Annotated in this window: 20 protein-coding genes; 14 read left to right on the plus strand and 6 right to left on the minus strand. The window is 66.1% G+C overall.

The genetic code is table 11. The annotated features are described in order from the left end of the window. Positions 1 to 2: 2 nt before the first annotated feature. On the minus strand, positions 3 to 878 hold the full coding sequence (locus G572_RS25610; protein WP_051242574.1) for a putative metalloprotease CJM1_0395 family protein: 876 nt from the start codon (positions 876 to 878) through the stop codon (positions 3 to 5). Positions 879 to 1,055: 177 nt separating this feature from the next. Here G572_RS25610 and G572_RS0117015 point away from each other — a divergent pair, with 177 nt between their 5' ends. Further along, positions 1,056 to 1,865 (plus strand): creatininase family protein, encoded by an 810-nt coding sequence (locus G572_RS0117015; RefSeq protein ID WP_037547009.1) that lies wholly within the window; start codon positions 1,056 to 1,058, stop codon positions 1,863 to 1,865. 4 nt (positions 1,866 to 1,869) lie between these two features. On the opposite strand, the gene G572_RS0117020 is transcribed toward G572_RS0117015, so the two are convergent. Further along, positions 1,870 to 2,217 carry an ArsC family reductase gene (locus G572_RS0117020; RefSeq protein ID WP_029059511.1) on the minus strand — a complete coding sequence of 116 codons (348 nt, stop codon included), beginning with the start codon at positions 2,215 to 2,217 and terminating at the stop codon, positions 1,870 to 1,872. Positions 2,218 to 2,332: 115 nt separating this feature from the next. Between G572_RS0117020 and G572_RS24420 the strand changes: the two genes are divergently transcribed. From G572_RS24420 to G572_RS24430, 12 genes are all read left to right on the plus strand, one after another. Continuing rightward, on the plus strand, positions 2,333 to 4,033 hold the full coding sequence (locus G572_RS24420) for an adenylate/guanylate cyclase domain-containing protein (protein ID WP_037547011.1): 1,701 nt from the start codon (positions 2,333 to 2,335) through the stop codon (positions 4,031 to 4,033). 16 nt (positions 4,034 to 4,049) lie between these two features. Next, a complete protein-coding gene (argE, locus tag G572_RS0117030; protein WP_029059512.1) occupies positions 4,050 to 5,213 on the plus strand; it encodes an acetylornithine deacetylase in 1,164 nt (387 codons plus the stop codon). Positions 5,214 to 5,386: 173 nt separating this feature from the next. After that, complete coding sequence (locus tag G572_RS0117035) at positions 5,387 to 6,970, plus strand: ABC transporter substrate-binding protein (RefSeq protein WP_029059513.1); 1,584 nt, start codon at positions 5,387 to 5,389, stop codon at positions 6,968 to 6,970. Positions 6,971 to 7,049: 79 nt separating this feature from the next. Continuing rightward, positions 7,050 to 8,027, plus strand: coding sequence for an ABC transporter permease (locus tag G572_RS0117040; protein WP_029059514.1), 978 nt, complete (start codon positions 7,050 to 7,052; stop codon positions 8,025 to 8,027). A gap of 7 nt (positions 8,028 to 8,034) precedes the next feature. Continuing rightward, entirely contained in the window at positions 8,035 to 9,024 is a 990-nt protein-coding gene (locus tag G572_RS0117045) for an ABC transporter permease (RefSeq protein ID WP_029059515.1), read from the plus strand. Positions 9,025 to 9,052: 28 nt separating this feature from the next. Continuing rightward, a complete protein-coding gene (locus G572_RS0117050; RefSeq protein WP_029059516.1) occupies positions 9,053 to 10,039 on the plus strand; it encodes an ABC transporter ATP-binding protein in 987 nt (328 codons plus the stop codon). Next, complete coding sequence (locus G572_RS0117055) at positions 10,036 to 11,064, plus strand: ABC transporter ATP-binding protein (RefSeq protein WP_051242576.1); 1,029 nt, start codon at positions 10,036 to 10,038, stop codon at positions 11,062 to 11,064. The genes G572_RS0117050 and G572_RS0117055 overlap by 4 nt, the downstream gene beginning before the upstream one ends. Positions 11,065 to 11,212: 148 nt before the next feature. Continuing rightward, positions 11,213 to 13,456 (plus strand): heavy metal translocating P-type ATPase, encoded by a 2,244-nt coding sequence (locus G572_RS0117060; protein WP_051242579.1) that lies wholly within the window; start codon positions 11,213 to 11,215, stop codon positions 13,454 to 13,456. Between the two features lie 110 nt (positions 13,457 to 13,566). Further along, positions 13,567 to 15,366, plus strand: coding sequence for an IlvD/Edd family dehydratase (locus G572_RS0117065; RefSeq protein WP_029059519.1), 1,800 nt, complete (start codon positions 13,567 to 13,569; stop codon positions 15,364 to 15,366). A 124-nt stretch (positions 15,367 to 15,490) separates the two neighbouring features. Beyond that, positions 15,491 to 15,772: an SCP2 sterol-binding domain-containing protein gene (locus G572_RS0117070; RefSeq protein WP_029059520.1), complete on the plus strand. Its 282-nt coding sequence runs from the start codon at positions 15,491 to 15,493 to the stop codon at positions 15,770 to 15,772. Between the two features lie 118 nt (positions 15,773 to 15,890). Continuing rightward, complete coding sequence (gene denD / locus G572_RS24425; protein WP_037547014.1) at positions 15,891 to 16,898, plus strand: D-erythronate dehydrogenase; 1,008 nt, start codon at positions 15,891 to 15,893, stop codon at positions 16,896 to 16,898. Between the two features lie 61 nt (positions 16,899 to 16,959). Further along, positions 16,960 to 17,580, plus strand: coding sequence for a TetR/AcrR family transcriptional regulator (locus G572_RS24430; RefSeq protein WP_051242581.1), 621 nt, complete (start codon positions 16,960 to 16,962; stop codon positions 17,578 to 17,580). A gap of 22 nt (positions 17,581 to 17,602) precedes the next feature. On the opposite strand, the gene G572_RS0117085 is transcribed toward G572_RS24430, so the two are convergent. The 4 genes from G572_RS0117085 to G572_RS0117100 all read right to left on the minus strand — a co-directional run bounded on the left by G572_RS0117085 (position 17,603) and on the right by G572_RS0117100 (position 21,692). Further along, positions 17,603 to 18,607 (minus strand): DctP family TRAP transporter solute-binding subunit, encoded by a 1,005-nt coding sequence (locus G572_RS0117085; protein WP_029059521.1) that lies wholly within the window; start codon positions 18,605 to 18,607, stop codon positions 17,603 to 17,605. Between the two features lie 58 nt (positions 18,608 to 18,665). After that, positions 18,666 to 20,273, minus strand: a complete 1,608-nt coding sequence (locus tag G572_RS0117090) for a GMC family oxidoreductase (RefSeq protein ID WP_029059522.1) — start codon at positions 20,271 to 20,273, stop codon at positions 18,666 to 18,668. Positions 20,274 to 20,377: 104 nt separating this feature from the next. Then, positions 20,378 to 21,142: a tellurite resistance TerB family protein gene (locus tag G572_RS0117095; RefSeq protein ID WP_029059523.1), complete on the minus strand. Its 765-nt coding sequence runs from the start codon at positions 21,140 to 21,142 to the stop codon at positions 20,378 to 20,380. A gap of 76 nt (positions 21,143 to 21,218) precedes the next feature. Next, entirely contained in the window at positions 21,219 to 21,692 is a 474-nt protein-coding gene (locus G572_RS0117100; RefSeq protein ID WP_029059524.1) for an Lrp/AsnC family transcriptional regulator, read from the minus strand. Positions 21,693 to 21,835: 143 nt separating this feature from the next. Here G572_RS0117100 and hppD point away from each other — a divergent pair, with 143 nt between their 5' ends. Beyond that, positions 21,836 to 22,948: a 4-hydroxyphenylpyruvate dioxygenase gene (hppD, locus tag G572_RS0117105; RefSeq protein WP_029059525.1), complete on the plus strand. Its 1,113-nt coding sequence runs from the start codon at positions 21,836 to 21,838 to the stop codon at positions 22,946 to 22,948. Positions 22,949 to 23,094: the final 146 nt, after the last annotated feature.

Genomic DNA, 23,094 nt, shown 5'->3' on the forward strand with positions numbered 1-23,094 from the left:
GGTCAGGCAACGCGCCCGCCGTTCGCCCCGCGCGCAAACAGATCCGCCGTTGCGGCCTCGGATGCCCTGTAGGCGGCAACGGCGGCCCCTGCCTGCCGGCGTGCCTCGGCCGCTTGCGCGCCCGGTGCCTCTTCGGCGCGCGCCGACGCCGGCTTTGCACCGAGCCCCGTTGCGGCGGCATCATCCCCGCCGTCTTGTTCCTCTGCGCGCTGCTTCTGGAGCTCCGCCTGCGCCTCGCTGCGCTGCTGGCTCGCCTGCGCGGCGACCTGGCGGTCCTGCGGCGAGGGCTCGGCTGGCGCAAGGGCGGCCCGAATCACGATCTCCATCTTGCGGATCGTCTGTTCCGGCTCGCGCTCGGCCGAGGCATCGATCGGCACCTCGCCGGAGACGGCATAGCGCTTGCCGTCGGGCCCGCGCGTGTATTCATAGCTCGGCGAACCGGCATAGGGGCCGCCGACGCTGGCATGCGCCTGCTCGTGCTGCTTCACTTCCGCATCGCGCTTCTTGAGATCGCGGACCTGGGTTTCCTCTTCCGGCGACAGATCCTCGCCCGCGCCCGCGCCGTCGTCTTCGTCTTCGTCGTCTTCAAGGGCCGGCTGTGCCTCAAGCGCGGAGGTCTGCGGCGCTGCCGGATCGCGCTCGTCCTTGCGCGCCCGTGCGCTCGCATCGCCCGCCTGCAGCGCGGCGACCGCATCGCTTCGCAAGGTGGCGACAGCCGTCACCGCGTCACCGCCCCCGCCGGCCAGGGCCGATGACGGCGCACGCGTCCGTTCCGCCGCCTCCGCGCCGGAGGCCGCGCCTGCCGATGGCTCCGCGCGCGCTGCGCGCGTCGCGGCCTGCGCCACGGCGGAGCCGGAAGAGTGAAGACCCGCGAACATGAAACGAGTTTCCCCTGCGGCAGGTAAGCGAAGCGTTAATCCGCCCCGCCTCCACCCTTCAGTTTTTTGTGAAGTCCCCCGCACCGCCGGCAATGACGCTGCCGCGCCCGCGCGTTATGGTTGGGCAACGACACCGGACCGCAACGTCCGCACCGCATCCAATCCCGAGAGGCCGTCATGACCGAACTTCCCCGCCGCTTCTGGCACGAGATGACCGCATATGATTTTTCGGAAAACGACACGTCGTCGTGGATCGCGGTCCTGCCGGTCGCCGCCATCGAGCAGCATGGCCCGCATCTGCCCGTCTTCACCGACACCTGCATCGCTGAGGGGCAGATCTCGCGCGTCCTGGAGCTGCTCCCGCCCGACCTTCCGGCAACCTTCCTGCCGGTCCAGGCGGTCGGCAAGTCGAACGAGCACATTTCCTCTCCGGGTACGCTGACGCAATCCTGGGAGACCGTCACCCGCGCCTGGGAGGAAATCGGGGAAAGCGTGCACCGCGCCGGCATCCGCAAGCTGGTGCTGGTCACCTCGCATGGCGGCAACGTGCCGATCATCGACATTGTCGCCCGCGAGTTGCGGGTGAAATACGACATGCTGGTCACGGCGACAGGCTGGGCGCGCTTCGGGCAACCGCATGGCGTCTTCCCGCCGGAGGAATTCACCTATGGCATCCACGGCGGCGACATCGAAACCTCGATCATGCTCTATCTGCGCCCCGATCTCGTGAAGATGGACAAGGCGAGCGACTTCCGATCCACGCAGCTCGATTTTCTCGAGGAGTTCAAGCACCTGCGCGGGCATGGCCCGGCGCAGTTCGGCTGGAAGGCGCAGGACCTCAACCCGCTCGGTGCCGTCGGCAATGCGGCCGCCGCCACCAGCGCCAAGGGCGAGGCCTCGCTCGATCATGCCGCACGTGGCTTTCTCGAGCTCCTGAAGGACATTCACGCCTTCGACATGACCCGACTGTGGACGCCGGAGAGCTAACCACTCAGGTCAGCGTGCGCCAGGAGGTCTCGTCGAACCCGATCAGCCACCGCTTGTCGGCTTCCAGGATGGGGCGCTTGATCGCGGACGGGTTGTCGACCAGCACCGCGATGGCCGACGCCCCATCGGTGACGCGCTCGCGCGTCGCCGGATCGAGCTTGCGCCAGGTGGTGCCGCGCGTGTTCACCAGCGACTGCCAGTCGAAGGCTCCGAGAAACCGCTCGAGCAGGGCGGCATCCACGCCGTTCTTGCGGTAGTCGTGAAAGACATAGGCGATGCCATTTTCATCGAGAAAGCGACGGGCGCTCTTCACCTTGTCGCAATTCGCTATACCGTAGAGCGTGACAGTCATTGCAGGGTTCCGGGTTCTTGACGTCGACATCAGCTGCGGCCGCACTGCCCGGCAGGATCGTTGCTCAGGCACGGCAAACGTCGTGCGATGGGACACCACACGAGGGCATTTGGCAATGGCAGCAGAAAAACAGCGCAAGGCCGACAGCGGCGCCGGAGTGCGGCAGAACCTGCGGCTGGCGAGCGGGCTGGTGCTTGTTACCTTCGCCTTCACCCATTTCCTCAACCACATGCTGGGCATCTGGTCGCTCGACGCCATGGAAGCGGGGCGACTGGTGTTCCTGGCCGTGTGGCGCAGCGCACCCGGCGAGGCCCTGCTGCTCGCGAGCCTTCTCACCCATGTCTCCCTCACGCTGTGGAAAACCGGCCGGCGCCGGACGCTGCGCCTGTCTCTTTGGCAATGGGTGCAACTCCTGCTCGGCCTGTCGATCCCCGTCCTGCTGATTCCCCACGCCATCGGCACCGGCGGTCTCGCCGCCCGCTTCGGCTATGACGACACCTATCGCAACGTGCTTTCGATCCTGTGGCCGGGCCTCATCGTGAACCAGACCGTCCTGATGCTGCTGGTGTGGACGCACGGGATGATCGGCCTGCACTTCTGGCTCAGGGTCAAACAGGGCTACCGCCGCTGGTTCCCGGTTCTCCTGGCCTTTGCCTTCGTCGTGCCGGTGCTGGCGTCCTGGGGCTGGATCGATGCGGCGCGCCGCTTGAACCTGACGCAGGACGTGCCCTTTCCGCTCTCGGGCGAGATGAGCGCCTGGTCCGATCCTTTGATCGCGTGGCTCAAGTGGGGGTTCTACGGCCTTGTCGCGCTGGCGTTCGCCATCGTCGCGCTGCGCATGCTGCGCCGGCGGTTCGTCGAAACCATCGAGATCACCTATCCCGGCGACCGCAAGGTGCGTTCGCCTGCCGGGCCGACGCTTCTGGAAATCAGCCGGATGCACGGCATTCCCCACGCCGACGTCTGCGGAGGACGCGCACGCTGCTCGACCTGCCGCACGCGCATTCTCGTCGGAGCCGAGACCCTGCCGCCACCGGCCGCCAACGAACAGAAAATCCTGGCGCGCATCGGCAGCGACGAGAATATCCGCCTTGCCTGCCAGATCCGTCCGCAATCGGCCCTGCAGGTGCAACCGCTGGTCCCGGCGCGCGGAGGCGCACGGGTTTCGGGCCTGGCCGGCGACGCCTACCAGTGGGGCGTGGAACAGCCGGCCGCGATCCTCTTCGTCGACCTGCGCGATTTCACCGGCCTGTCCGAACACCGCCTGTCCTACGATGTGGTGTTCCTGCTCAACCGCTATCTCGGCGAAACCGCCCATGCGATCGAGGCCTGTGGAGGATATGTGGACAAGTTCATCGGCGACGGCGTGATGGCGATCTTCGGCATGAGCGACGGCCTGCAGGCGGGCTGCCGCAACGCGCTTGCCGCCACCAACGCCATTGCCGAACGCATGGAGCATCTCAACGCCGAACTCGCCGGGCAGCTCGACGTGCCCTTGCGGGTCGGCATGGGGCTTCATGCCGGCCCCGTTATTCTCGGACGTATCGGCGCGCTGGACACCAACGGCGCAAATGCCCGCATCACCGCACTCGGCGATGTGGTCAACACGGCAAGCCGGCTTGAATCGAGCTCCAAGGAGCTTGGCCATGCGCTGGTCGTGTCCAAGGAGGTCGTCGATTCGGCCGGATACGCCTGCGACGCCACCCGGGAGCACGAGCTCTCGATCCGTGGCAGAAAGGACCTCTTGCGGGTCTATGCGCTCGATCCGCCGGCAGCGCTGAACGACCGGCTCTTCCCTGCCAGACAAGTTTCCTGAAAACACGGACAAGACCATGCCAACTCGCTACTCCGCCCAAGAAATGCTCGCTCGCCTGGTTGCCTTTCCCACCGTTTCCAGCGCCAGCAATCTCGACCTGATTTCCTTTGCCGAAGACTTTCTGTCGGGGCATGGCGTCGCCTCGACCAGGGTCTATGACGAAACCGGCACAAAGGCGGCGCTTCACGCCTGTATCGGACCGCGGGTCGATGGCGGGGTGGTCCTGTCCGCCCATACGGATGTCGTCCCGGTGGAGGGACAGGCATGGACACGCGATCCTTTTGCCCTCAGCGAGGAGGGCGGGCGCCTCTACGGACGCGGGACCTGCGACATGAAGGGGTTCGCCGCCCTGATGCTGGCCGGCGTTCCCGACATGGTGAAGGCGGACCTGAAGCGCCCGATCCACCTGGCGCTCTCCTATGACGAGGAGGTCGGCTGTCTCGGCGCACCTCCGATGATCGAGGACATGATGTCCGACGGCCCCCGGCCCGACTGCGTGATCGTCGGCGAACCCAGCATGATGAAGGTGATCACCGGCCACAAGGGGACGAGCCTCCTCAAGGTCACCGTGCGCGGCCATTCGGTGCATTCGAGCCAATGGGAGCGGGGGGTCTCGGCGGTCGCCAACGCCGCACGGATCGTGACATGGCTCGACGATCGCACCCGCGAAAACCGTGACAATGCGGACCGCGACCTGCCGTTCGACCCGCCCTTCACCACGCTTCATTGCGGCATGATCGAGGGCGGTACGGCGGCCAACATCGTCTCGAAGCACTGCGAATTCGTGACGGATATCCGCAGCCTGCCCGACGAGACCATCGACATGTGGCAGGAACGGCTGGAAACCTACGTCGCACAGCAGATCGTGCCGGAAATGAAGCGGGTAAATCCGCAGGCCGACGTGACCATCGAGCGCCTGGCGCATGTTCCCCCCCTCATGCCCGAGGAAAACGGCGCGGCTGAGACCATGGCCCGGCGCCTGACCGGGGACAACGGCGAACATATGGTCGTTTACGGAACCGAGGCCGGACAGTTTCAGGCGCGCGGCCTGTCCGCCGTTGTCTGCGGGCCCGGCTCCATCGACCAGGCGCACCAGCCGGATGAATTCATCGACCTCGGCCAATTGCGGGCCGGCGAAGCTTTCGTCGCACGTCTGATCGACACAATGAGCGAAGGATAATCCAGAGCACGCTGGACGGACACCCGCCAGCTTGCTTAGATGCAGCTTCCAGAGACAGCAATGGCTGGCTTGAGATCTTTCCCGGCGACTATCTGCCTCGGCGAACGCGCGAAAAAGCCGCGCCGAAGGCAGCGTCGGGAGTGCTGAAACGCAAAAGACGTCAAGAGGGGACTATGCGATATTTCAAACCACTGGCCACGGCCGCGCTCGTCGCGTCGCTGATGGGAACGGCCGCCTCGGCCGAAACGCTGCGCTACGCGTTTCAGGGAACGCTGAACCAGCTCGACCCCTACACGCTGAACGAGACGTTCACGCTCGGATCGCACGGCAATGTCTATGAAGGCCTGACGCGGCGCACCGCCGATCTCACGATCGAGCCGGCGCTCGCGGAACGCTGGGAGGTGGTGGAACCAAATCGCTGGCGGTTCCATCTGCGTCAGGGCGTGAAATTCCACAACGGCAACGACTTCACCGCCGACGACGTGGTCTTCTCCGCCGACCGCGTGCGCTCGGAAGGCTCCGACCTGACAACGCGCATCAATGCCGATGTGAAGGTGGTCAAGGTCGACGACCACACCGTCGATTTCATTCTGCCCGCGCCCAATCCCATCCTGCACTACGAATGGGACACCTGGTACATCATGGACAAGGAGTGGACGGAGGCAAATGATGCCGTCGCCGTGACCTCCGCGTCCGACACCACGCCGAATTATGCGGCGCTGAATGCCAATGGCACCGGCCCTTACAAGGTGGCGAGCCACGAAGCCGGCGTGAGGACGGTCTACGAGCGCAACGAAAACTGGTGGGACACGCCGGACGGCAACATCGACACGGTCGAGTTCACCCCGATCGGCTCGGATGCGACGCGCATCGCCGCACTGCTCAGCGGCGAGCTGGACATGGTTTATCCGGTGCCCGTGCAGGACATCAAGCGCGTCAACGACAACGAGGGCACGCGCGCGCTGACCGGTCCGGAATTGCGCACGATCTTTCTCGGCATGGACCAGAAGCGCGACGAGCTTCTCTATTCCGACGTCAAGGGCAAGAATCCCTTCCAGGACGTGCGCGTGCGCAAGGCCTTCTACCAGGCCATCGACATGGACGCGATCAGCGACAAGGTGATGCGCGGCCTGTCATCGCCCGCGGCGCTCCTGATCTCGCCGTTCCTTTATTCGCGCTCCGACGAGTTCGAGCGCTATCCTTATGATCCGGAAGCAGCCAAGGCGCTGATGGCGGAAGCCGGTTATGCGGACGGTTTTTCCGTCGGCATGGACTGCCCGAACGACCGCTACGTCAACGACGAGGCGATCTGCCAGACGATTGCCGCCTTCCTGGCGCGCATTGGCGTCAAGGTCGACCTCAATGCACAGCCCAAGGCACAGTATTTCGCCAAGGTCCTGGCCTCCAACGGCTATGACACGTCGTTCTACCTGCTCGGCTGGACGCCGAGCTCCTTCGACAGCTGGAACGTGCTGCACAACATCACCGGCTGCCGCGACGACAAGGGCGCGGGCGGGCCCTTCAACCTCGGCGGCTATTGCAGCCCGAAGGTCGACGAGATCGCCGCCAAGGTGCTTGAGGAGAACGACCCGGCGAAACGCGACGAGCTGATTGCCGAGGCCTTCACCATCCTGCATGACGAGGTCTCGCACATCCCGCTTCACCAGCAGGGTCTCGCCTGGGGTGTGTCCTCGGACATCGAGCTGAAGCAGCGGGCGGACAACCAGTTCCACTTCCGCTGGGTCACCAAGAAATAAGCGGTCGCACGACACCGCAACCGGCCCGACGGAGCCTCCGTCGGGCCGGGCAGTTTCGCTCTCGCATCATCGAGGCATCATGCTCGCCTTCTCCATACGGCGTCTGCTGCAGGCCATTCTGGTCATGCTGGTGGTGGCGCTGATCTCTTTCACGCTCTTCCGCTTCGTCGGCGATCCCGTCAACCAGATGGTCGGTGTCGACACCACGCCCGAACAGCGCGAGGCGCTGCGCGAACGGCTCGGGCTCAACGACCCGATCATGACCCAGTTCGGCCGCTTCATCGTCAAGGCGGCACAGTTCGACTTCGGCACCTCCTACCAGTTTCGCCAGCCGGTCGCCGACCTGATCGGCAAGCGCCTGCCGGCAACGCTCGAATTGTCGCTGGTGTCGGCGATCTTCGCGCTTCTTGTCGGCATTCCGATGGGCGTCTACACCGGGCTGCACCGCGACAGCGTCCTGTCGAAGCTCTTTCTGTCGATCTCGCTGATCGGCATATCGCTGCCAACCTTCTTCATCGGCATCCTGCTGATCTTCCTGTTTTCCGTGACGCTGCAATGGTTGCCGAGTTTCGGGCGCGGCGACACGGTCGCAATCGGCTGGTGGACGACGGGACTACTGACGGTCAGCGGGCTCAAGGCGCTCGTGCTGCCCTCCATCACGCTCGGCCTGTTCCAGATGACGCTGATCATGCGCCTGGTGCGCTCCGAAATGCTGGAGGTGATCCGCACCGACTACATCAAGTTCGCCCGCGCCCGCGGATTGCGCCAGCGCAGCATCAACTTCCGCCACGCACTGAAGAACACACTGGTGCCGGTGATCACCATCACCGGTCTCCAGGTCGGCTCGATCATCGCCTTCGCGATCATCACCGAGACCGTGTTCCAGTGGCCCGGCATGGGACTGTTGTTCCTGCAGTCGGTGCAAAACGTCGACATTCCGATCATGGCCGCCTACCTGATGCTGATCGCCTTCCTCTTCGTGGTGATCAACCTGATCGTCGACCTGCTCTATTTCGTCGTCGACCCGCGTCTGCGGGCCGACCGCGCAGCATTGTGAGGCCGGCATGACCGAAAACACCGTAAAAGACGCCGCAACCGAAGTCACCGCCGACGCGGCGGCCGGCGTGCCGCCCGCCGCACCGCGCGGGCGCATCGCCCGGGCGCTTGACAGCGACATCCTCCACTCGTTCCTGCGCTCCAAGATCACGATCCTGTCGGCGATCGTGACGCTGGTGTTCTTCGCAGGCGCGGCCCTTGCGCCCTGGGTCGCGCCGCACAATCCCTTCGATCTCGCCACGATCTCCATCCTCGACGCACGGCTTCCCCCGCTCGGCATGGAGGATTCCGACCCGCGCTTCCTTCTGGGAACCGATGACCAGGGCCGCGACGTCTTCTCCGGCATTCTCTACGGCGCGCGGATCTCGCTCGCCGTCGGCTTCCTCTCGGTGTTCTTCGCCGCCATTGTCGGCGTGCTGCTCGGCCTGATCGCCGGTTATGTCGGCGGCAAGGTCGACGCCGTCATCATGCGCATCGCCGAGGTGCAGCTCACCTTTCCGGCAATCCTGATCGCGCTTCTGGTCGACGGCGTCGCGCGCGCCGTCTTCGGCAATCTCGACCGCGAGCGCTTCGCCTTCTGGATCCTGGTGTTTTCCATCGCACTTTCGTTCTGGGTACAATTCGCCCGTACCGTGCGCGGCTCGACGCTGGTGGAGCGCAACAAGGAATACGTCCAGGCGGCGCGCCTGATCGGCATTCCCCGCTTTCTCATCATGATCCGCCATGTGCTGCCCAATGTGATCGGCCCGGTGCTTGTCATCGCCACGATCAACCTGGGGCTTGCGATCATCACCGAGGCGACGCTGTCGTTCCTCGGCGTGGGCATTCCGCCGACGCAGCCCTCGCTCGGCACATTGGTGCGGATCGGCAATGACTTCCTGTTCTCCGGCGAATGGTGGATCGCGATGTTCCCCGGGTTCGCGCTGGCCGTGCTCGTGCTCGCCGTCAACCTGCTGGGCGACTGGCTGCGCGACGCGCTGAACCCGAAGCTTCGCTAAGGACACATGTGACGGGATCACAAACACGATGACCCAAACTCCGCTTCTTTCCGTTCGCGACCTTCGGGTCGAGTTTCCCACCCGGCGCGGCATCCTGAAGGCGATCGACGGCATTTCCTTCGACCTCAAGGAGGGCGAGGTGCTCGGCGTCGTCGGCGAATCGGGTGCCGGCAAGTCGATCACCGGCACCGCCGTCATCGGCCTGCTGGAACCTCCCGGACGCATCGCCGGCGGCGAGGTCCTGCTCAAGGGCGAGCGCATCGACAACCTGTCGCAACAGGCCATGCGCAAGATCCGCGGCAAGCGGATCGGCATGATCTTTCAGGACCCGCTGACGAGCCTCAATCCGCTTTTCACCATCGGCGAGCAGATCATCGAGACGATCCTGACCCACCTACCGGTGTCGGAACGCGAGGCGCGCGAGCGCGCCGTGGCGCTTCTGGAGGAGGTCGGCATCCCGGCCGCAGCCGACCGGCTCAACGCCTATCCGCATCAGTTTTCCGGCGGCATGCGCCAGCGCGTGGTGATCGCGCTCGCGCTCTGCGCCGAGCCGGAACTGGTGATCGCCGACGAGCCGACCACCGCGCTCGACGTGTCGGTGCAGGCCCAGATCATCCGCCTGCTGCAGCGTGTGTGCCGCGACCATGGCACGGCGGTAATGCTGATCACCCACGACATGGGCGTAATCGCCGAAACCGCCGACCGCGTCGCGGTGATGTATTCGGGGCGGATCGCGGAGATCGGCCCGGTGCGCAACGTGATCAAGGCGCCGCGCCATCCCTATACCGTCGGCCTGATGGGGGCGATCCCCTCGCTGACCGGCGACCACGACCGGCTGACGCAAATTCCCGGAACGATGCCGCGGCTCGATTCGATCCCCCAGGGCTGCGCCTTCAATCCGCGTTGTTCGCTGGTGATGGACAAATGCTACCGGGAACGCCCCGATCTGGTAACGGCGGGCGAAAGCCGGGCCGCCTGCTGGAAAGTGTCCGAAACAGAAGAGGCCGCCGGATGACGACACCCACTCATCAACCCGCGACAGAGCCCGTCGTCGAGGTGACCGGCCTGTCGCGCACCTTCGACGTCTCCAAGCCCTGGCTCAACCGGGTGCTGGAACGCTCGCCGCGTGCGCTGCTTCGCGCCGCCAAGGACATTTCCTTCTCGATTTCCAAGGGCGAGACGTTTGCGCTCGTCGGCGAATCCGGATCGGGCAAGTCGACGGTCGCCAAGATGGTCGTCGGTCTTTTGGAAGCCAGCGCCGGCGAAATCCGCATCGACGGCGTCGACATGCGTTCGCGCCAGCAGGCGGGCGTCGAGATGCGCGAGTTGCGCCGCCGCATCCAGATGATCTTCCAGGACCCCTATGCCAGCCTCAATCCACGCTGGCGTGTCGACCGGATCATTTCCGAGCCGATCCGCGCCTTCAGGATGGAAAGCTCCGAGGCGGCGATCTCCAAACGCGTCGGCGAACTGCTGGAGCTGGTGCGCCTGCATCCGCGCGACGGCGGCAAGTACCCGCACGAATTTTCCGGCGGCCAGCGCCAGCGCATCTGCATCGCCCGCGCGCTTGCCTCCAAGCCGGAGTTCCTGGTGTGCGACGAGCCGACCTCCGCGCTCGACGTCTCGGTGCAGGCGCAGATCCTGAACCTGATGCGCGACCTGCAGGACGAGTTCGGCCTGACCTATCTTTTCATCAGCCACGATCTCGCGGTCGTGCGCCACATGGCCAAACGCATCGGCGTGATGTATCTTGGCCGTCTGGTGGAGGTGGCGGAAAGCCGCACGCTCTTCAAGACCCCCAAACATCCCTATACGCGCATGCTGCTGGAGGCGATCCCGGACCTGGAGATGACCGGCAAGCCCCGCCGTCCGGTGGAAGGCGAGATCCCCAATCCGATCAATCCGCCATCCGGTTGCGCGTTTCATCCGCGCTGCCCGCTTGCCAACGACCGCTGTTCGCGCGAATTTCCCCAATTCCGCCAGGTCGGCGACACCGGCGTTGCCTGTCATGCGGTGGAGGAAGGCAGAACCACGGTCTGAGATCGGGCCGTTCTGCCCCTTGACCTTACCGTGACTGGAAGCCTCATGTGTGATTGACACCGGCGTTTCGGTGGGCCCGCGCGCGAGCCCGGCCGGGAACCGCCCCAGATGACAGACGCCCCGCCTCGCGACGGGGCCGGAGACCCCCATGGCCCATGCCACCGCCGCCGTTCCGCAGCCCGCGGACCCCGCACCGACCGCCACCGTGCAGCTCGCCATCGGCGGCATGACCTGTGCGGCCTGCGCCGCGCGCATCGAAAAGGTCCTGACCCGGACGCCCGGCGTCGTCCGTGCCGCGGTCAACCTGCCGCTGGAAACGGCGCAGGTGGAGGCGGACGCCGCCCTCGATCCGCAGTCCCTGATCGCCGCGGTGGAGGCGACCGGGTTTTCCGCCGAACGGCGTGCAAGCAGCTTCGAGGAAGAAAGCCGCCGACAGGACGAGAAGGATGCCCGGACCCGACGCGAGGAAAGAGCGACGCTTGCCCTGCTTGTCGTTTCCGCGATCGCGACCGCACCGATGGTCGCCGGCATGGTCGGCGCAACCTTCGACCTGGCGATCATGCCGCCGGCCTGGGCACAGGCAATTCTTGCGACCTTCGTCCAGGTTCTGGTGGGCAAACGCTTCTATGTCGGCGCCTTCAAGGCGCTCAGGAGCGGCGGCGCCAACATGGACGTGCTGGTCGTGCTCGGGACGACCGCCGCCTGGGCCTACAGTCTGGTGCTGACGGTGCAGGCCTGGCCGGGCGACCCGGGGCACCTCTATTTCGAGGCCTCTGCCGTCATCCTGACGCTCATCCTCTTCGGCAAGCTTCTGGAAACGCGCGCCAAGCGCACGACGACGGCGGCCGTGCGCGCCTTGACGCAGCTTCGACCGGCGACCGCGCATCGCCTGCGCGACGGCCAACTCGAGACCGTGTCCGTCGAGGCGCTGTTCCATGGCGACCATGTGATGGTCAAGCCGGGCGAGCGCATGCCGGTCGACGGACGCGTCGTCAATGGCGAGAGCGAGCTCGACGAATCGCTGGTCACCGGCGAAAGCCTTCCCGTGGCCAAGGCGCCCGGCGACGAGGTGATCGGCGGCACGATCAACGGCTCCGGCGCGCTCACCGTGGAAGCGACCGCGCTTGGCGCCGACAGCAAGCTGTCCGCGATCATACGCCTGGTGGAACACGCGCAAAGTGCCAAGGCTCCGGTGCAGAAGCTGGTCGACCGTGTGTCGGCCGTCTTCGTGCCCGTCGTTGTGGGGATTGCCCTTGTCACCTTCGCCGCCTGGTGGTTTGCCGGCGCGAGCCTCGATGCAACCATCGGCGCGGCGGTCGCCGTGCTCGTCATCGCCTGCCCTTGCGCGCTCGGACTGGCAACCCCGACGGCGCTTGTCGCGGGAACGGGCGCGGCGGCCCGCGCCGGTATCCTCATCCGCGATATCGAAGCGCTGGAAGTGGCGCATAATGTCGACACCGCCATTTTCGACAAGACGGGCACGCTGACGCGCGGCGAGCCGCAGGTCACCGACATCCGCTCCTTCGACCGCAACGAGGACCGGCTGCTGCTGATCGCCGCCAGCGCGCAGGTGCCGAGCGAGCACCCGCTCGCCCGGGCGATGATCGATGCGGCGGAGGCGCGCGGCCTGTCGCTCACCCAGCCGGCGCAGTTTCGTGCCGTGCCCGGGCAGGGCATCGTCGCGGAGATCGCCGGCGAGACGGTCGCCATCGGCAATCGGCGGCTGATGGAAGCGCAGGGAATAGACCCCTTCCTGACACAGCAAATGTCGCGCGAGTTCGAGGCGCAGGGCAAGACCTGCGCGACGATCGCGGTCGCCGGTCGCGCCATCGGCGTCATCGCCATGGCCGACACCGTGCGCGAGGAAACCCCGCGCACACTGGAGCGGCTGGCGAACGCCGGCGTGGAAACCGTCATGCTGACCGGAGACACGGAGACGGTGGCGCGCGCCGTCGCCGCCCAGCTCGGCATCGACCGGGTGATCGCCGGCGTTGCGCCGGACGGCAAGGCGGAAACGGTGGCGGCCCTTGTCGCGGAGGGAAAGACCGTCGCCATGATCGGCGACGGCATCAACGATGCCCCGGCGCTTGCCGCCGCCAATATCGGCATCGCCATGGGCTCGGGCGCGCAGGTCGCCATGGAAACCGCCGGCATCACCTTGATGCGCGCGCGGCTCGACCTGGTCGCGGATGCGCTTCTGGTCTCGCGCGCCACCGTGCGCAAGATCCGCCAGAACCTGTTCTGGGCCTTCATCTACAACGTCGTCGGCCTGCCGCTGGCCGCCTTCGGCCTGCTGACGCCAGCCTTCGCCGGGGCGGCGATGGCGCTCTCGTCGGTCTCCGTCGTCACCAATGCCGCGCTCTTGCGGCGCTGGAAGCCGCGCAGCGTGTAAGCGCAACGCTTTTGCGCGCGGAGTAGTGGTCTTCGCCCTTGCCAGTGCGGCTTCCTTTTTGTCATACAAATGGGGAGCCGCATTTTCCTTTTCCTGCCGGAGACCCTTCAATGTCCGCGAAAGATCCCAAACACTTGCGTTCGCGTGCCTGGTTCGACGACCCGGCCGACCCCGGCATGACCGCGCTCTACATCGAGCGCTATCTGAACTACGGGCTGACCCGCGAGGAGCTGCAGTCGGGCAAGCCGATCATCGGCATCGCCCAGACCGGCTCGGATCTCTCGCCCTGCAACCGCCATCACATCGAACTTGCCAAACGCGTGCGCGAAGGCATTCGCGAGGCCGGCGGCATCTGTTTCGAGTTTCCCGTCCATCCGATCCAGGAAACCGGCAAGCGCCCGACCGCCTCGCTCGACCGCAATCTCGCCTATCTGGGACTGGTGGAACTGCTGCACGGCTACCCGATCGACGGCGTGGTGCTGACCATCGGTTGCGACAAGACCACGCCGGCCTGCCTGATGGCGGCGGCGACGGTGAACATCCCCGCCATCGCGCTCTCCGTCGGGCCGATGCTGAACGGCTGGCATCGGGGCGAGCGCACCGGCTCGGGCACCATCGTGTGGAAAGCACGCGAAATGCTCGCCGCCGGCGAGATCGACTACGCCGGCTTCATGGACCGGGTGGCGTCGGCCGCCCCCTCGGTCGGTTATTGCAACACGATGGGCACGGCGACGACGATGAACTCGCTCGCCGAGGCGCTCGGCATGCAGTTGCCCGGCGCCGCCGCCATTCCCGCGACCTACCGCGAGCGCGCGCAAGTCTCCTACGAGAGCGGCAAGCGCATCGTCGACATGGTCTGGGAGGACCTCAAACCCTCCGACATCATGACCCGCGAAGCCTTCGAAAACGCCATCGTGGTCAACTCCGCGATCGGCGGCTCGACCAATGCGCCGATCCACCTCAATGCCATCGCCAGCCATCTGGGCGTGCCGCTCGACAACGACGACTGGCAGGCGCTCGGCCACGACGTTCCGCTTCTGGTGAACATGCAACCGGCTGGCGAATACCTCGGCGAGGACTACCACCACGCCGGCGGCGTGCCGGCGGTGATCGCGGAGCTGATGAAGGCGAACGCCCTGCCCCATCCGGACGCGGTGACCGTCAATGGTGCGAGCCTCGGCGACAATTGCCGCCCGGCGGAAAACCTCGACCCGCGCGTGATCCACCCGATGTCGGACCCGCTGGTCGACAAGGCCGGCTTCCTGAACCTCAAGGGCAACCTCTTCGACAGCGCGATCATGAAGACCAGCGTGATCTCGAAGGAGTTCCGCGACCGCTACCTGTCGAACCCGGACGATCCGGACGCCTTCGAGGGCCGCGCCGTCGTTTTCGAGGGACCGGAGGACTATCACGCCCGCATCGAGGACCCCGCGCTCGAGATCGACGAATACTGCCTCTTGTTCATTCGCGGCTCCGGTCCGATCGGCTATCCAGGCGGCGCGGAGGTGGTGAACATGCAGCCCCCCGCCGCCCTGATCAAACGCGGCATCCACGCCATGCCCTGTATCGGAGACGGGCGCCAGTCGGGCACCTCCGGCTCCGCCTCGATCCTGAACGCCGCTCCCGAGGCCGCCGCCGGCGGCGGCCTGGCGCTGCTGAAGAGCGGAGACCGCGTGCGCATCGACCTGCGCAAGGGATCCGCGGACATCCTGATTTCGGACGCGGAGCTGGGAGACCGCCGCAAGGCGCTCGCCGCCGCCGGCGGGTTCGAATATCCGGATCACCAGACGCCCTGGCAGGAAATCCAGCGCGCCCTCGTCGAGCAGTTCGACAAGGGAATGGTGCTGAAGGGAGCGACCGACTACCGCGACATCGCCCACACCAGGGGCATTCCGCGCCACAACCATTGAGCCCCGCGCCGCCGCCTGCAACAAGAGGCCGGTGACGGCGCATTTTTGTTGACGATTACGTAAGCGTCATGCTTGGTTGCCACACTCATACAGGCCGCAGCGGCCATCAACCGGGAGACCAGACATGGCATTGAACCAACTCACCGAAACGATCCGGGGCAAGGTCGCGAACGGCGGCATCTCCGACAGGGTGAAATTCGACTGCGGCGAGGCCGGCGTGATCTTCGTCGAGGGATCGGAGGTTTCCAACGAAGACAAGGAAGCCGATTGCACCGTCCGGATTTCGGAAGACAATCTGGAAAGCCTGCTGGCCGGCGATCTCAACCCGACCACCGCCTTCATGACCGGCAAGATCAAGGTCGACGGCGACATGAGCGTCGCGATGAAGCTCGGCAGCATCGTGTAATGTGCAAGCCGGCGCCCGCGCGGATCGAGCGCGCCGGCCTTTGCCCTGCCATCTCCCCTTGACGGCACGCAACGGGTGCCCTTCGTATGGGCGGACAAGACTGGCAGGAGAAACGCGAATGGTACATGTGCTGGTGACGGGCGCGGCCGGCATGCTCGGCCGCAAGCTCGTCGAGACCCTCGCCCGCGGCGGCCTGCTCGGCGGTCGCGAGGTCACCCGCATGACGCTGTCGGACAGGGTGGCACCGCAGCCGCCCGACACGCTCGCCATGCCGGTGACCAGCATCGCCGGCGATTTCTCCCGCCCGGGAGCCGCCGAGACCCTCGTCGCACACAAGCCGGACGTGATCTTTCATCTGGCGGCCGTCGTCTCCGGCGAAGCGGAAGCCGAGATGGAGAAAGGCTACGAGATCAACCTCGACGGCACCCGTCGCCTGCTCGACGCGGTGCGCGAGATCGGCGGCGGCTATTGTCCGCGCTTCGTCTTCGCCTCGTCGCTGGCGGTCTTCGGCGCACCGCTGCCCGATCCCATTCCCGACACCCACCACCTGACACCGCTGACCTCCTACGGCACGCAAAAGGCGATCTGCGAGCTGCTTCTCGCCGACTACAGCCGCCGCGGCCTGGTCGACGGCATCGGCATTCGCCTGCCGACCATCGTGGTGCGCCCGGGGCGACCAAACAAGGCCGCTTCAGGTTTCTTCTCAGGCATCATTCGCGAACCGCTGAACGGCGAGGAAGCAATCCTGCCCGTCGACGACGACACCGCTCACTGGGTCGCCAGTCCCCGCGCGGCAATCGGTTATCTCATGCATTCCGCCGCCCTCGACACAAAGGCCCTCGGCGCCCAGCGCAGCCTGACGATGCCGGGCCTGCGCATCACGGTTGCCAAGGAGATCGAGACCCTGGCCCGCATCGCCGGTCCGACCCGCACGGAACTGATCCGGCGCGAACCGGACCCGGTGATTGCGCGCATCGTCGCCGGATGGCCGCGCAGCTTCGATGCCAGCCGGGCCGAGGCGCTCGGTTTTCAGCGCGATCCCGATTTCGACACGGTGGTGCGCGCCTATATGGAAGACGCCGGAATCGGCTCGGATTCGGTCGTGACGGCACCGTCGGGCGTTTAACAGCGGCCAACCTGCCCTTTGGGCATTGATCGCATGGCACCGGGCCGCGCAATATGGTGCCATGAGACACGACACGCAGGAGCCTTCCGCGCGACCGCAACCGGGCGGGGCGTCGGACACGCCGGAACGGGCGTTGGCGACAGCCGGCGAACTGTTGCGCGCCAGCGGGCCGGACCATGTGACGGTGACGGAAATCGCCCGGCGTCTCGGCATGTCGCATTCCAACATCTACCGCTTCTACCCCAGCAAGGCCGCCCTGCTCGACGCCGTCATGGCCCGATGGCTCGGCGACCTCGAGACGTCGCTTGACGACGCCATCGCCGCGGTGTCCGCGCCGGACGACCGGCTTGCCGCCTACGTCCTGACGCTGAGCGATGCCTTGCGCGAGCGCGCCAGCGCCGATCCGCCGGGCTTTGCCGCCTATGCCGTCCTGTCGGAACGCGCGCAGGCGGCGATGACCGCGCATGCGGCCGCGTGCCGGAGCAGGATCGCCGCGATCCTCGCCGACGGGATGACACAGGGCGTCTTCGCTCATGGCGATGCGACGGCAGTCGCACGTGCCATCGACAACGCAACGCTGTGCCTGCGCCATCCCGGACTTGTCCATGCGGCGGCGCCCCCGCCGTCCGGCGAGGAGGCGGAGGATCTGGTCATCCTGATCCTGGAAGGGCTTCGCCGCTGAAGGGCTGTGGCAGGCCTTGTCCTCAGTCCGCGCTGTTCGCGGCCTGGGCGGCTTCGATGAGATCGGCGCCCACGACCTCCTCGAACATCTCCCAGACCGGTTTCATCGCACCGATCCAGACCTCGCGCTGATCTGCGGTGAGGACGCGGATTTCCGCCCCCGCCTCGAGGAGGCGTTGGCGGTTTTCCGCCTCCTTGCGCGCCACGGCGGCATTGGAGCGCGCGCTCACCTCCCGCACGATTTGCAGCAGCTGGTCGCGCACATCCGGGTCGAGGCTCTTCAGCCATTCGGCGGACGTCACCACAAGATAAGCGAGAAGCTGGTGATTGGTCGCCGTCACGCCGTCCTGCACCTCGTAGAACTTCTGAGTATAGATGTTCGACCAGGTGTTTTCCTGCCCGTCGACATCGCCGCTCTCAAGTGCACCGTAGACATCCTTGAAGGCAAGCTGGCGGCCGGTCGCACCGAGCGCCTCGATCATCGCCATCGCGACGCTGGAGGTCTGCACGCGAAACGTCAGCCCCTTGGCGTCACTCGGCAGCAGCAGCGGCTTGTTCGCGGAAAACTGCTTCAGGCCGGACGTCCAGTAGCCAAGCCCCAGAAAGCCGACATCGGTCATGACCGAGAGCAGCTCCTGGCCGGCCGAACTTGCGGTGAAGCGGTCGACGGCCGCCAGATCCTGAAACAGGAACGGCAGATCGAAGAGGCGGAACTTGAGCGTATAGGGCTCGAACTTCGACAGCGACGGCGCGGCGAGATGGACGTCGCCGAGCAACAGGGCCTCCATCACCTGGTCGTCGTCGAAGAGCTCGGAATTCGCGAACACCTGCATGCAGGCCTTGCCGTCCATTTCCGCATTGACCCGCCTGGCGAGATGCGCGGCGGCATCCCCCTTGGGATGTCCGCTTGCGGAAACCACATGGCTGAACTTGATGACCGTCTCGCCGCTCTGGCACTCCTCGGCAATCGCCGGCGCGGCAAAGGCGAAACAGGCGGCCGTCACAATGGCCCCGGCCAAGCTTTTCATCGATACCCTCCAAGCTGCGGGGTCGCGCCGCCTCGCCTGGCGGCGAGGCGCACCCGGGTTAGCCACGCCGATCCGCGCGGATCATGTCGGCGGCCTTTTCGGCAATCACCATGGTGGGAGCGGCCGTGTTTCCGGAGGTGATGGCCGGCATCACCGAGGCATCGGCGACGCGCAGGCCGTCGAGCCCGCGCAGCCGCAGCCGCTCGTCGACGACGGCCCCTTCGTCCGCGCCCATCCGGCAGGTTCCGACGGGATGAAAGATCGTGGTCCCGATATCGCCCGCCGCGCGCGCCAGATCCGCGTCGCTGTTGACCGCAGACCCCGGCAGATGCTCCACCGGCTGATAGCGCTCCAGCGCGCTGGCCTGCATGATCTTGCGGGTCAGGCGGATGCTGTCGGCAGCGACCTTCCGGTCGCCCTCCGTCGCGAGATAGTTCGGGCGGATTTCCGGATGTGCGTGCGGATCGGGCGAGGTGATATGCACATGGCCCCGGCTTTCCGGGCGCAGGTTGCACACGCTCGCGGTAATCGCCGGGAAGGAGTGCAGTGGCTCGCCGAACCGGTCGAGCGACAGGGGCTGCACGTGATACTCGATGTTGGCGGTCTCGAAGGCCGGGTCGGACCTGGCGAAGACGCCGAGCTGGCTCGGCGCCATCGACATCGGGCCGGAGCGCTTCAGCGCGTATTCGGCGGCGATCCTCGCCTTGCCGGCCCAGGTGGCGGCAAGCTGGTTGAGCGTCGTTGCGTTACGGACCTTGAAGATCGTGCGGATCTGCAGGTGGTCCTGAAGATTGGCGCCAACGGCCGGGCGCGCGCATACCGGCGCGATGCCGTGCCGGGCGAGGATCGCGGGATCGCCGATGCCGGAAAGCTCCAGGAGCTGCGGCGAGCCGATCGCGCCGGCGGACAGGACGAGCTCTCCGTCGACCCGCGCGCGCGCCGGCGCGCCGTCGAGCGACAGCGCAACGCCCGTGACGCGCCCCTGCTCGACCTCGAGCCGGGCGACCTGCGCCTTGCTGAGAACCCGCAGATTGGGGCGCGCGGCAGCGGGGCGCAGAAATCCCTTGGCCGCCGTCCAGCGCACGCCGCCGCGCTGCGTGACCTGAAAATAGGACGAGCCGAAATTGTCGCCCCGGTTAAAGTCGTCGACCTTGGGAATTCCGGTTTCCTCGCAGGCGTCGCGCACCGCATCGAGGATCTCCCACGACAGCCGCTGCTGCTCGATGCGGGTTTCCCCGCCCTGGCCGTGGATGTCGTCGGCGCATTCGTAATGATCTTCGCCGCGCCGGAACAGCGGCAGCAGGTCGTCCCAGCCCCAGCCGGTCAGGCCCATCTGGCGCCAGCCGTCATAGTCCCGCGCCTGCCCGCGCATGTAGATCATGCCGTTGATCGAGGAACATCCGCCAAGCACCCGCCCGCGCGGATAGGAGAGCGTGCGCCCGTTCAGCCCCGGATCGGGCGCGGTCTTGTAACCCCAGTCGGTGCGGGGATTGCCCATGCAGTAGAGATAGCCGACGGGAATATGGATCCAGATGTAATCGTCCTTGCCGCCCGCCTCCAGAAGGAGCACGCGCACGCCCGGATCGGCGGAGAGGCGATTGGCCAGCACACAGCCGGCCGACCCCGCGCCGACGATCACATAGTCCCAGTGTCCAAGATCCTGCATCATGCCTCCCGCCAGACAGTCGGCTATAGGAGGCACGGCCGCGCCGGTCCGGTCAAGGCCGACGCGCAAACGCTCCGGCGGCGGGCGCCCCGCCCCGGGAACGGCTACGCCCGCGCCTCCAGACGCTCGGCGTCACGCACGGCGTGTTCGATCTCGTCGACCAGACCCGCCTCGAGACCGAGCCGCGCGGCCAGCATCTGCAGATAGGCTTTTTCCGCTGCGTGATCGGGGTCGATGGCAAGCCGCGACGCGGCATAGATCTCCGCGGCCGTCTCCGGGCTGCTCGCCCCGGCGACGACCTTGTCGAGATCGAGCGGGGACCGCAACTCATCCATCAGGAAGGCCTTGGCCTCGCTGTCGAGACCGGCTTCGTCGATCTTGTCGAAGATCCGGTCCTGCTCCTCGCGGTCGATATGTCCGTCCGCCTTGGCGGCCGAAATCATCGCGGTGAGGAGCGTGACGGCAAAGGCGTTCTCGCCGCCCGGCTGTTGCGCCGGATCGAATGCGGTGCCGCGCGGTGCTTCCAGCGGGATCGGTTCGTCGCGCGGCGGCGGCTGGGTGCCCTGCTGGTTGGCGCGGTAGCCCTGATAGGCCTTGTAGGCAAGGCCCGCGACCAGCGCCATGCCGCCATAGGTCACGGCCTTCTTGCCGATCTTGCGCCCGCTCTTCGTACCGAGCAAAAGTCCCGCGAGACCGCCAGCGAGCGCGCCGCCGGCAAGCCCGCCGGCGTTTCCACGCACATAGTCCTGCCCGCGCGCCAGATAGTCGCCGCCACCGCTTCCGCCTTGCTGGCCACCGCCTTGCTGGCCTCCGCCTGCGCCTGCGCCTGAACCAAGGAACTCATCCAGCAAACGTTTCGCGTCGAACATATCCGCGTCTCTCCGGTCTAGCGGGTTTCACCGCACAACAAATGGGGACGCATCGCGCAAGGCGCAAGCGGATGGCTCACAGTCCCGCTGCGAAAGGCAGGAGATTGTCGTCCTTCAGCGTTTCCATGGCGATGGAGGAGCGCACATTGCGCACCGAATCATGCGGCAACAGATCCTCGTTGATGAAATCGGCGAGCGCCGCGAGATCGCGCACGACAACCTTGAGCAGATAGTCCATGTCGCCCGTCATCACATGCGCTTCCTGCACCTCCGGCAAGCCCCGCACCAGATCCTTGAACCGCCGCGCATTCTGCCGGCTGTGCGCATCGAGCGCCACGCCGACGAAAGCCACCACCGTGAAGCCCACCGACGCGGGGTCGATGTCGGCCCGGTAGCGGCGCAGCACGCCGGTCTCCTCCAGCCGCTGTCGGCGACGCGAAACCTGCGAGGCCGACAGGCCGATGCGCTCGCCGAGCTGCTGGTTCGTCACGGCCGCATCGTCCTGAAGAAACGCGAGGATCCTCGTATCGAACCCGTCAATATCGATCATTTAGTGCACCCTTATTGGTATCCATGCACATTCTGTGCATCACACCTCATGACGCAAGCCCCTTTGCACACATCTTGCGCCCTTGATCTGTCAGACTTCCCTTTAGGCAGTTCGAGATTGCGAACGAGACTGAGGAGGACACCATGGGACCCTTTCCGCACGACGCGCCCCCGGCGAAGATCACCGACGACAACCCGGCCGGCACCGACGGCTTCGAGTTCGTCGAATTCGCGCACCCCGAGCCGGAAAAGCTCGACGCGCTGTTCCGCCGCATGGGCTATGTCCCGGTCGCCCGGCACAAGACAAAGGCGATCACGCTCTACCGCCAGGGCGACATCACCTATGTGCTGAACGCCGAACCCGGCTCCTTCGGCATGCGCTTCGTCGACGAGCACGGCCCCTGCGCTCCGGCGATGGCCTGGCGCACGGTCGATGCGAAACACGCCTTCGACCACGCGGTGGCGAAAGGCGCGACGCCCTATGAGGGCGACGACAAGACGCTCGACGTCCCGGCGATCGTCGGCATTGGCGGGTCGCTCTTGTATTTCGTCGACACCTACGGCACGAGCGGCAGCGCCTATGACGCGGATTTCGAGTGGCTGGGCGAACGCGATCCCAAGCCGGAAGGCGTCGGCTTCTATTACCTCGACCACCTGACGCACAACGTCTACCGCGGCAACATGGACAAGTGGTGGGACTTCTACCGCGACCTGTTCAACTTCAGCCAGATCCACTTCTTCGACATCGACGGGCGCATCACCGGCCTCGTCAGCCGCGCGATCACCTCGCCCTGCGGCAAAATCCGCATCCCGCTGAACGAGTCCAAGGACGACACCAGCCAGATCGAGGAATACCTGAAGAAGTACAAGGGCGAGGGCATCCAGCACATCGCCGTCGGCACGGACGACATCTACGGTTCCACCGACCGGCTTGCGGACAATGAGCTGAAGTTCATGCCCGGCCCGCCCGAAACCTACTACGAGCGCTCGCACGAGCGCGTGCAGGGCCACGACGAACCGATCGACCGCATGAAGACCCACGGCATCCTCATCGACGGCGAGGGCGTGGTCGACGGCGGCACGACCAAGATCCTGTTGCAGATCTTTTCCAAGACCGTCATCGGGCCGATCTTCTTCGAATTCATCCAGCGCAAGGGCGACGAGGGCTTTGGCGAGGGCAACTTCCGCGCCCTGTTCGAGTCCATCGAGGAAGACCAGATCCGCCGTGGCGTGATCGGCGCGGACGCGGCCGAATAACCGGCCCTCTCCGCCGTCTCGAACAAAAAAGGGCGCGGCCATCGCCGCGCCCGCAGACTGGTGACAGGGGGCGACCCGGTATCGGAGAGCCAAAAACCTATCCGTTTTAAGAAGTTGCCAGCCGCGACACCGTGCCTCCCCGATCC

Source organism: Stappia stellulata DSM 5886 (assembly GCF_000423705.1).
GTDB classification, from domain to species: Bacteria; Pseudomonadota; Alphaproteobacteria; order Rhizobiales; family Stappiaceae; genus Stappia; species Stappia stellulata.

What these genes read in the sequence shown, in the direction of transcription:
- G572_RS25610 (WP_051242574.1), bottom strand. Translation starts at nt 878, where the DNA reads ATGTTCGCGGGTCTTCACTCTTCCGGCTCCGCCGTGGCGCAGGCCGCG.
- G572_RS0117015 (WP_037547009.1), top strand. Translation starts at nt 1,056, where the DNA reads ATGACCGAACTTCCCCGCCGCTTCTGGCACGAGATGACCGCATATGAT.
- G572_RS0117020 (WP_029059511.1), bottom strand. Translation starts at nt 2,217, where the DNA reads ATGACTGTCACGCTCTACGGTATAGCGAATTGCGACAAGGTGAAGAGC.
- G572_RS24420 (WP_037547011.1), top strand. Translation starts at nt 2,333, where the DNA reads ATGGCAGCAGAAAAACAGCGCAAGGCCGACAGCGGCGCCGGAGTGCGG.
- argE (WP_029059512.1), top strand. Translation starts at nt 4,050, where the DNA reads ATGCCAACTCGCTACTCCGCCCAAGAAATGCTCGCTCGCCTGGTTGCC.
- G572_RS0117035 (WP_029059513.1), top strand. Translation starts at nt 5,387, where the DNA reads ATGCGATATTTCAAACCACTGGCCACGGCCGCGCTCGTCGCGTCGCTG.
- G572_RS0117040 (WP_029059514.1), top strand. Translation starts at nt 7,050, where the DNA reads ATGCTCGCCTTCTCCATACGGCGTCTGCTGCAGGCCATTCTGGTCATG.
- G572_RS0117045 (WP_029059515.1), top strand. Translation starts at nt 8,035, where the DNA reads ATGACCGAAAACACCGTAAAAGACGCCGCAACCGAAGTCACCGCCGAC.
- G572_RS0117050 (WP_029059516.1), top strand. Translation starts at nt 9,053, where the DNA reads ATGACCCAAACTCCGCTTCTTTCCGTTCGCGACCTTCGGGTCGAGTTT.
- G572_RS0117055 (WP_051242576.1), top strand. Translation starts at nt 10,036, where the DNA reads ATGACGACACCCACTCATCAACCCGCGACAGAGCCCGTCGTCGAGGTG.
- G572_RS0117060 (WP_051242579.1), top strand. Translation starts at nt 11,213, where the DNA reads ATGGCCCATGCCACCGCCGCCGTTCCGCAGCCCGCGGACCCCGCACCG.
- G572_RS0117065 (WP_029059519.1), top strand. Translation starts at nt 13,567, where the DNA reads ATGTCCGCGAAAGATCCCAAACACTTGCGTTCGCGTGCCTGGTTCGAC.
- G572_RS0117070 (WP_029059520.1), top strand. Translation starts at nt 15,491, where the DNA reads ATGGCATTGAACCAACTCACCGAAACGATCCGGGGCAAGGTCGCGAAC.
- denD (WP_037547014.1), top strand. Translation starts at nt 15,891, where the DNA reads ATGGTACATGTGCTGGTGACGGGCGCGGCCGGCATGCTCGGCCGCAAG.
- G572_RS24430 (WP_051242581.1), top strand. Translation starts at nt 16,960, where the DNA reads ATGAGACACGACACGCAGGAGCCTTCCGCGCGACCGCAACCGGGCGGG.
- G572_RS0117085 (WP_029059521.1), bottom strand. Translation starts at nt 18,607, where the DNA reads ATGAAAAGCTTGGCCGGGGCCATTGTGACGGCCGCCTGTTTCGCCTTT.
- G572_RS0117090 (WP_029059522.1), bottom strand. Translation starts at nt 20,273, where the DNA reads ATGCAGGATCTTGGACACTGGGACTATGTGATCGTCGGCGCGGGGTCG.
- G572_RS0117095 (WP_029059523.1), bottom strand. Translation starts at nt 21,142, where the DNA reads ATGTTCGACGCGAAACGTTTGCTGGATGAGTTCCTTGGTTCAGGCGCA.
- G572_RS0117100 (WP_029059524.1), bottom strand. Translation starts at nt 21,692, where the DNA reads ATGATCGATATTGACGGGTTCGATACGAGGATCCTCGCGTTTCTTCAG.
- hppD (WP_029059525.1), top strand. Translation starts at nt 21,836, where the DNA reads ATGGGACCCTTTCCGCACGACGCGCCCCCGGCGAAGATCACCGACGAC.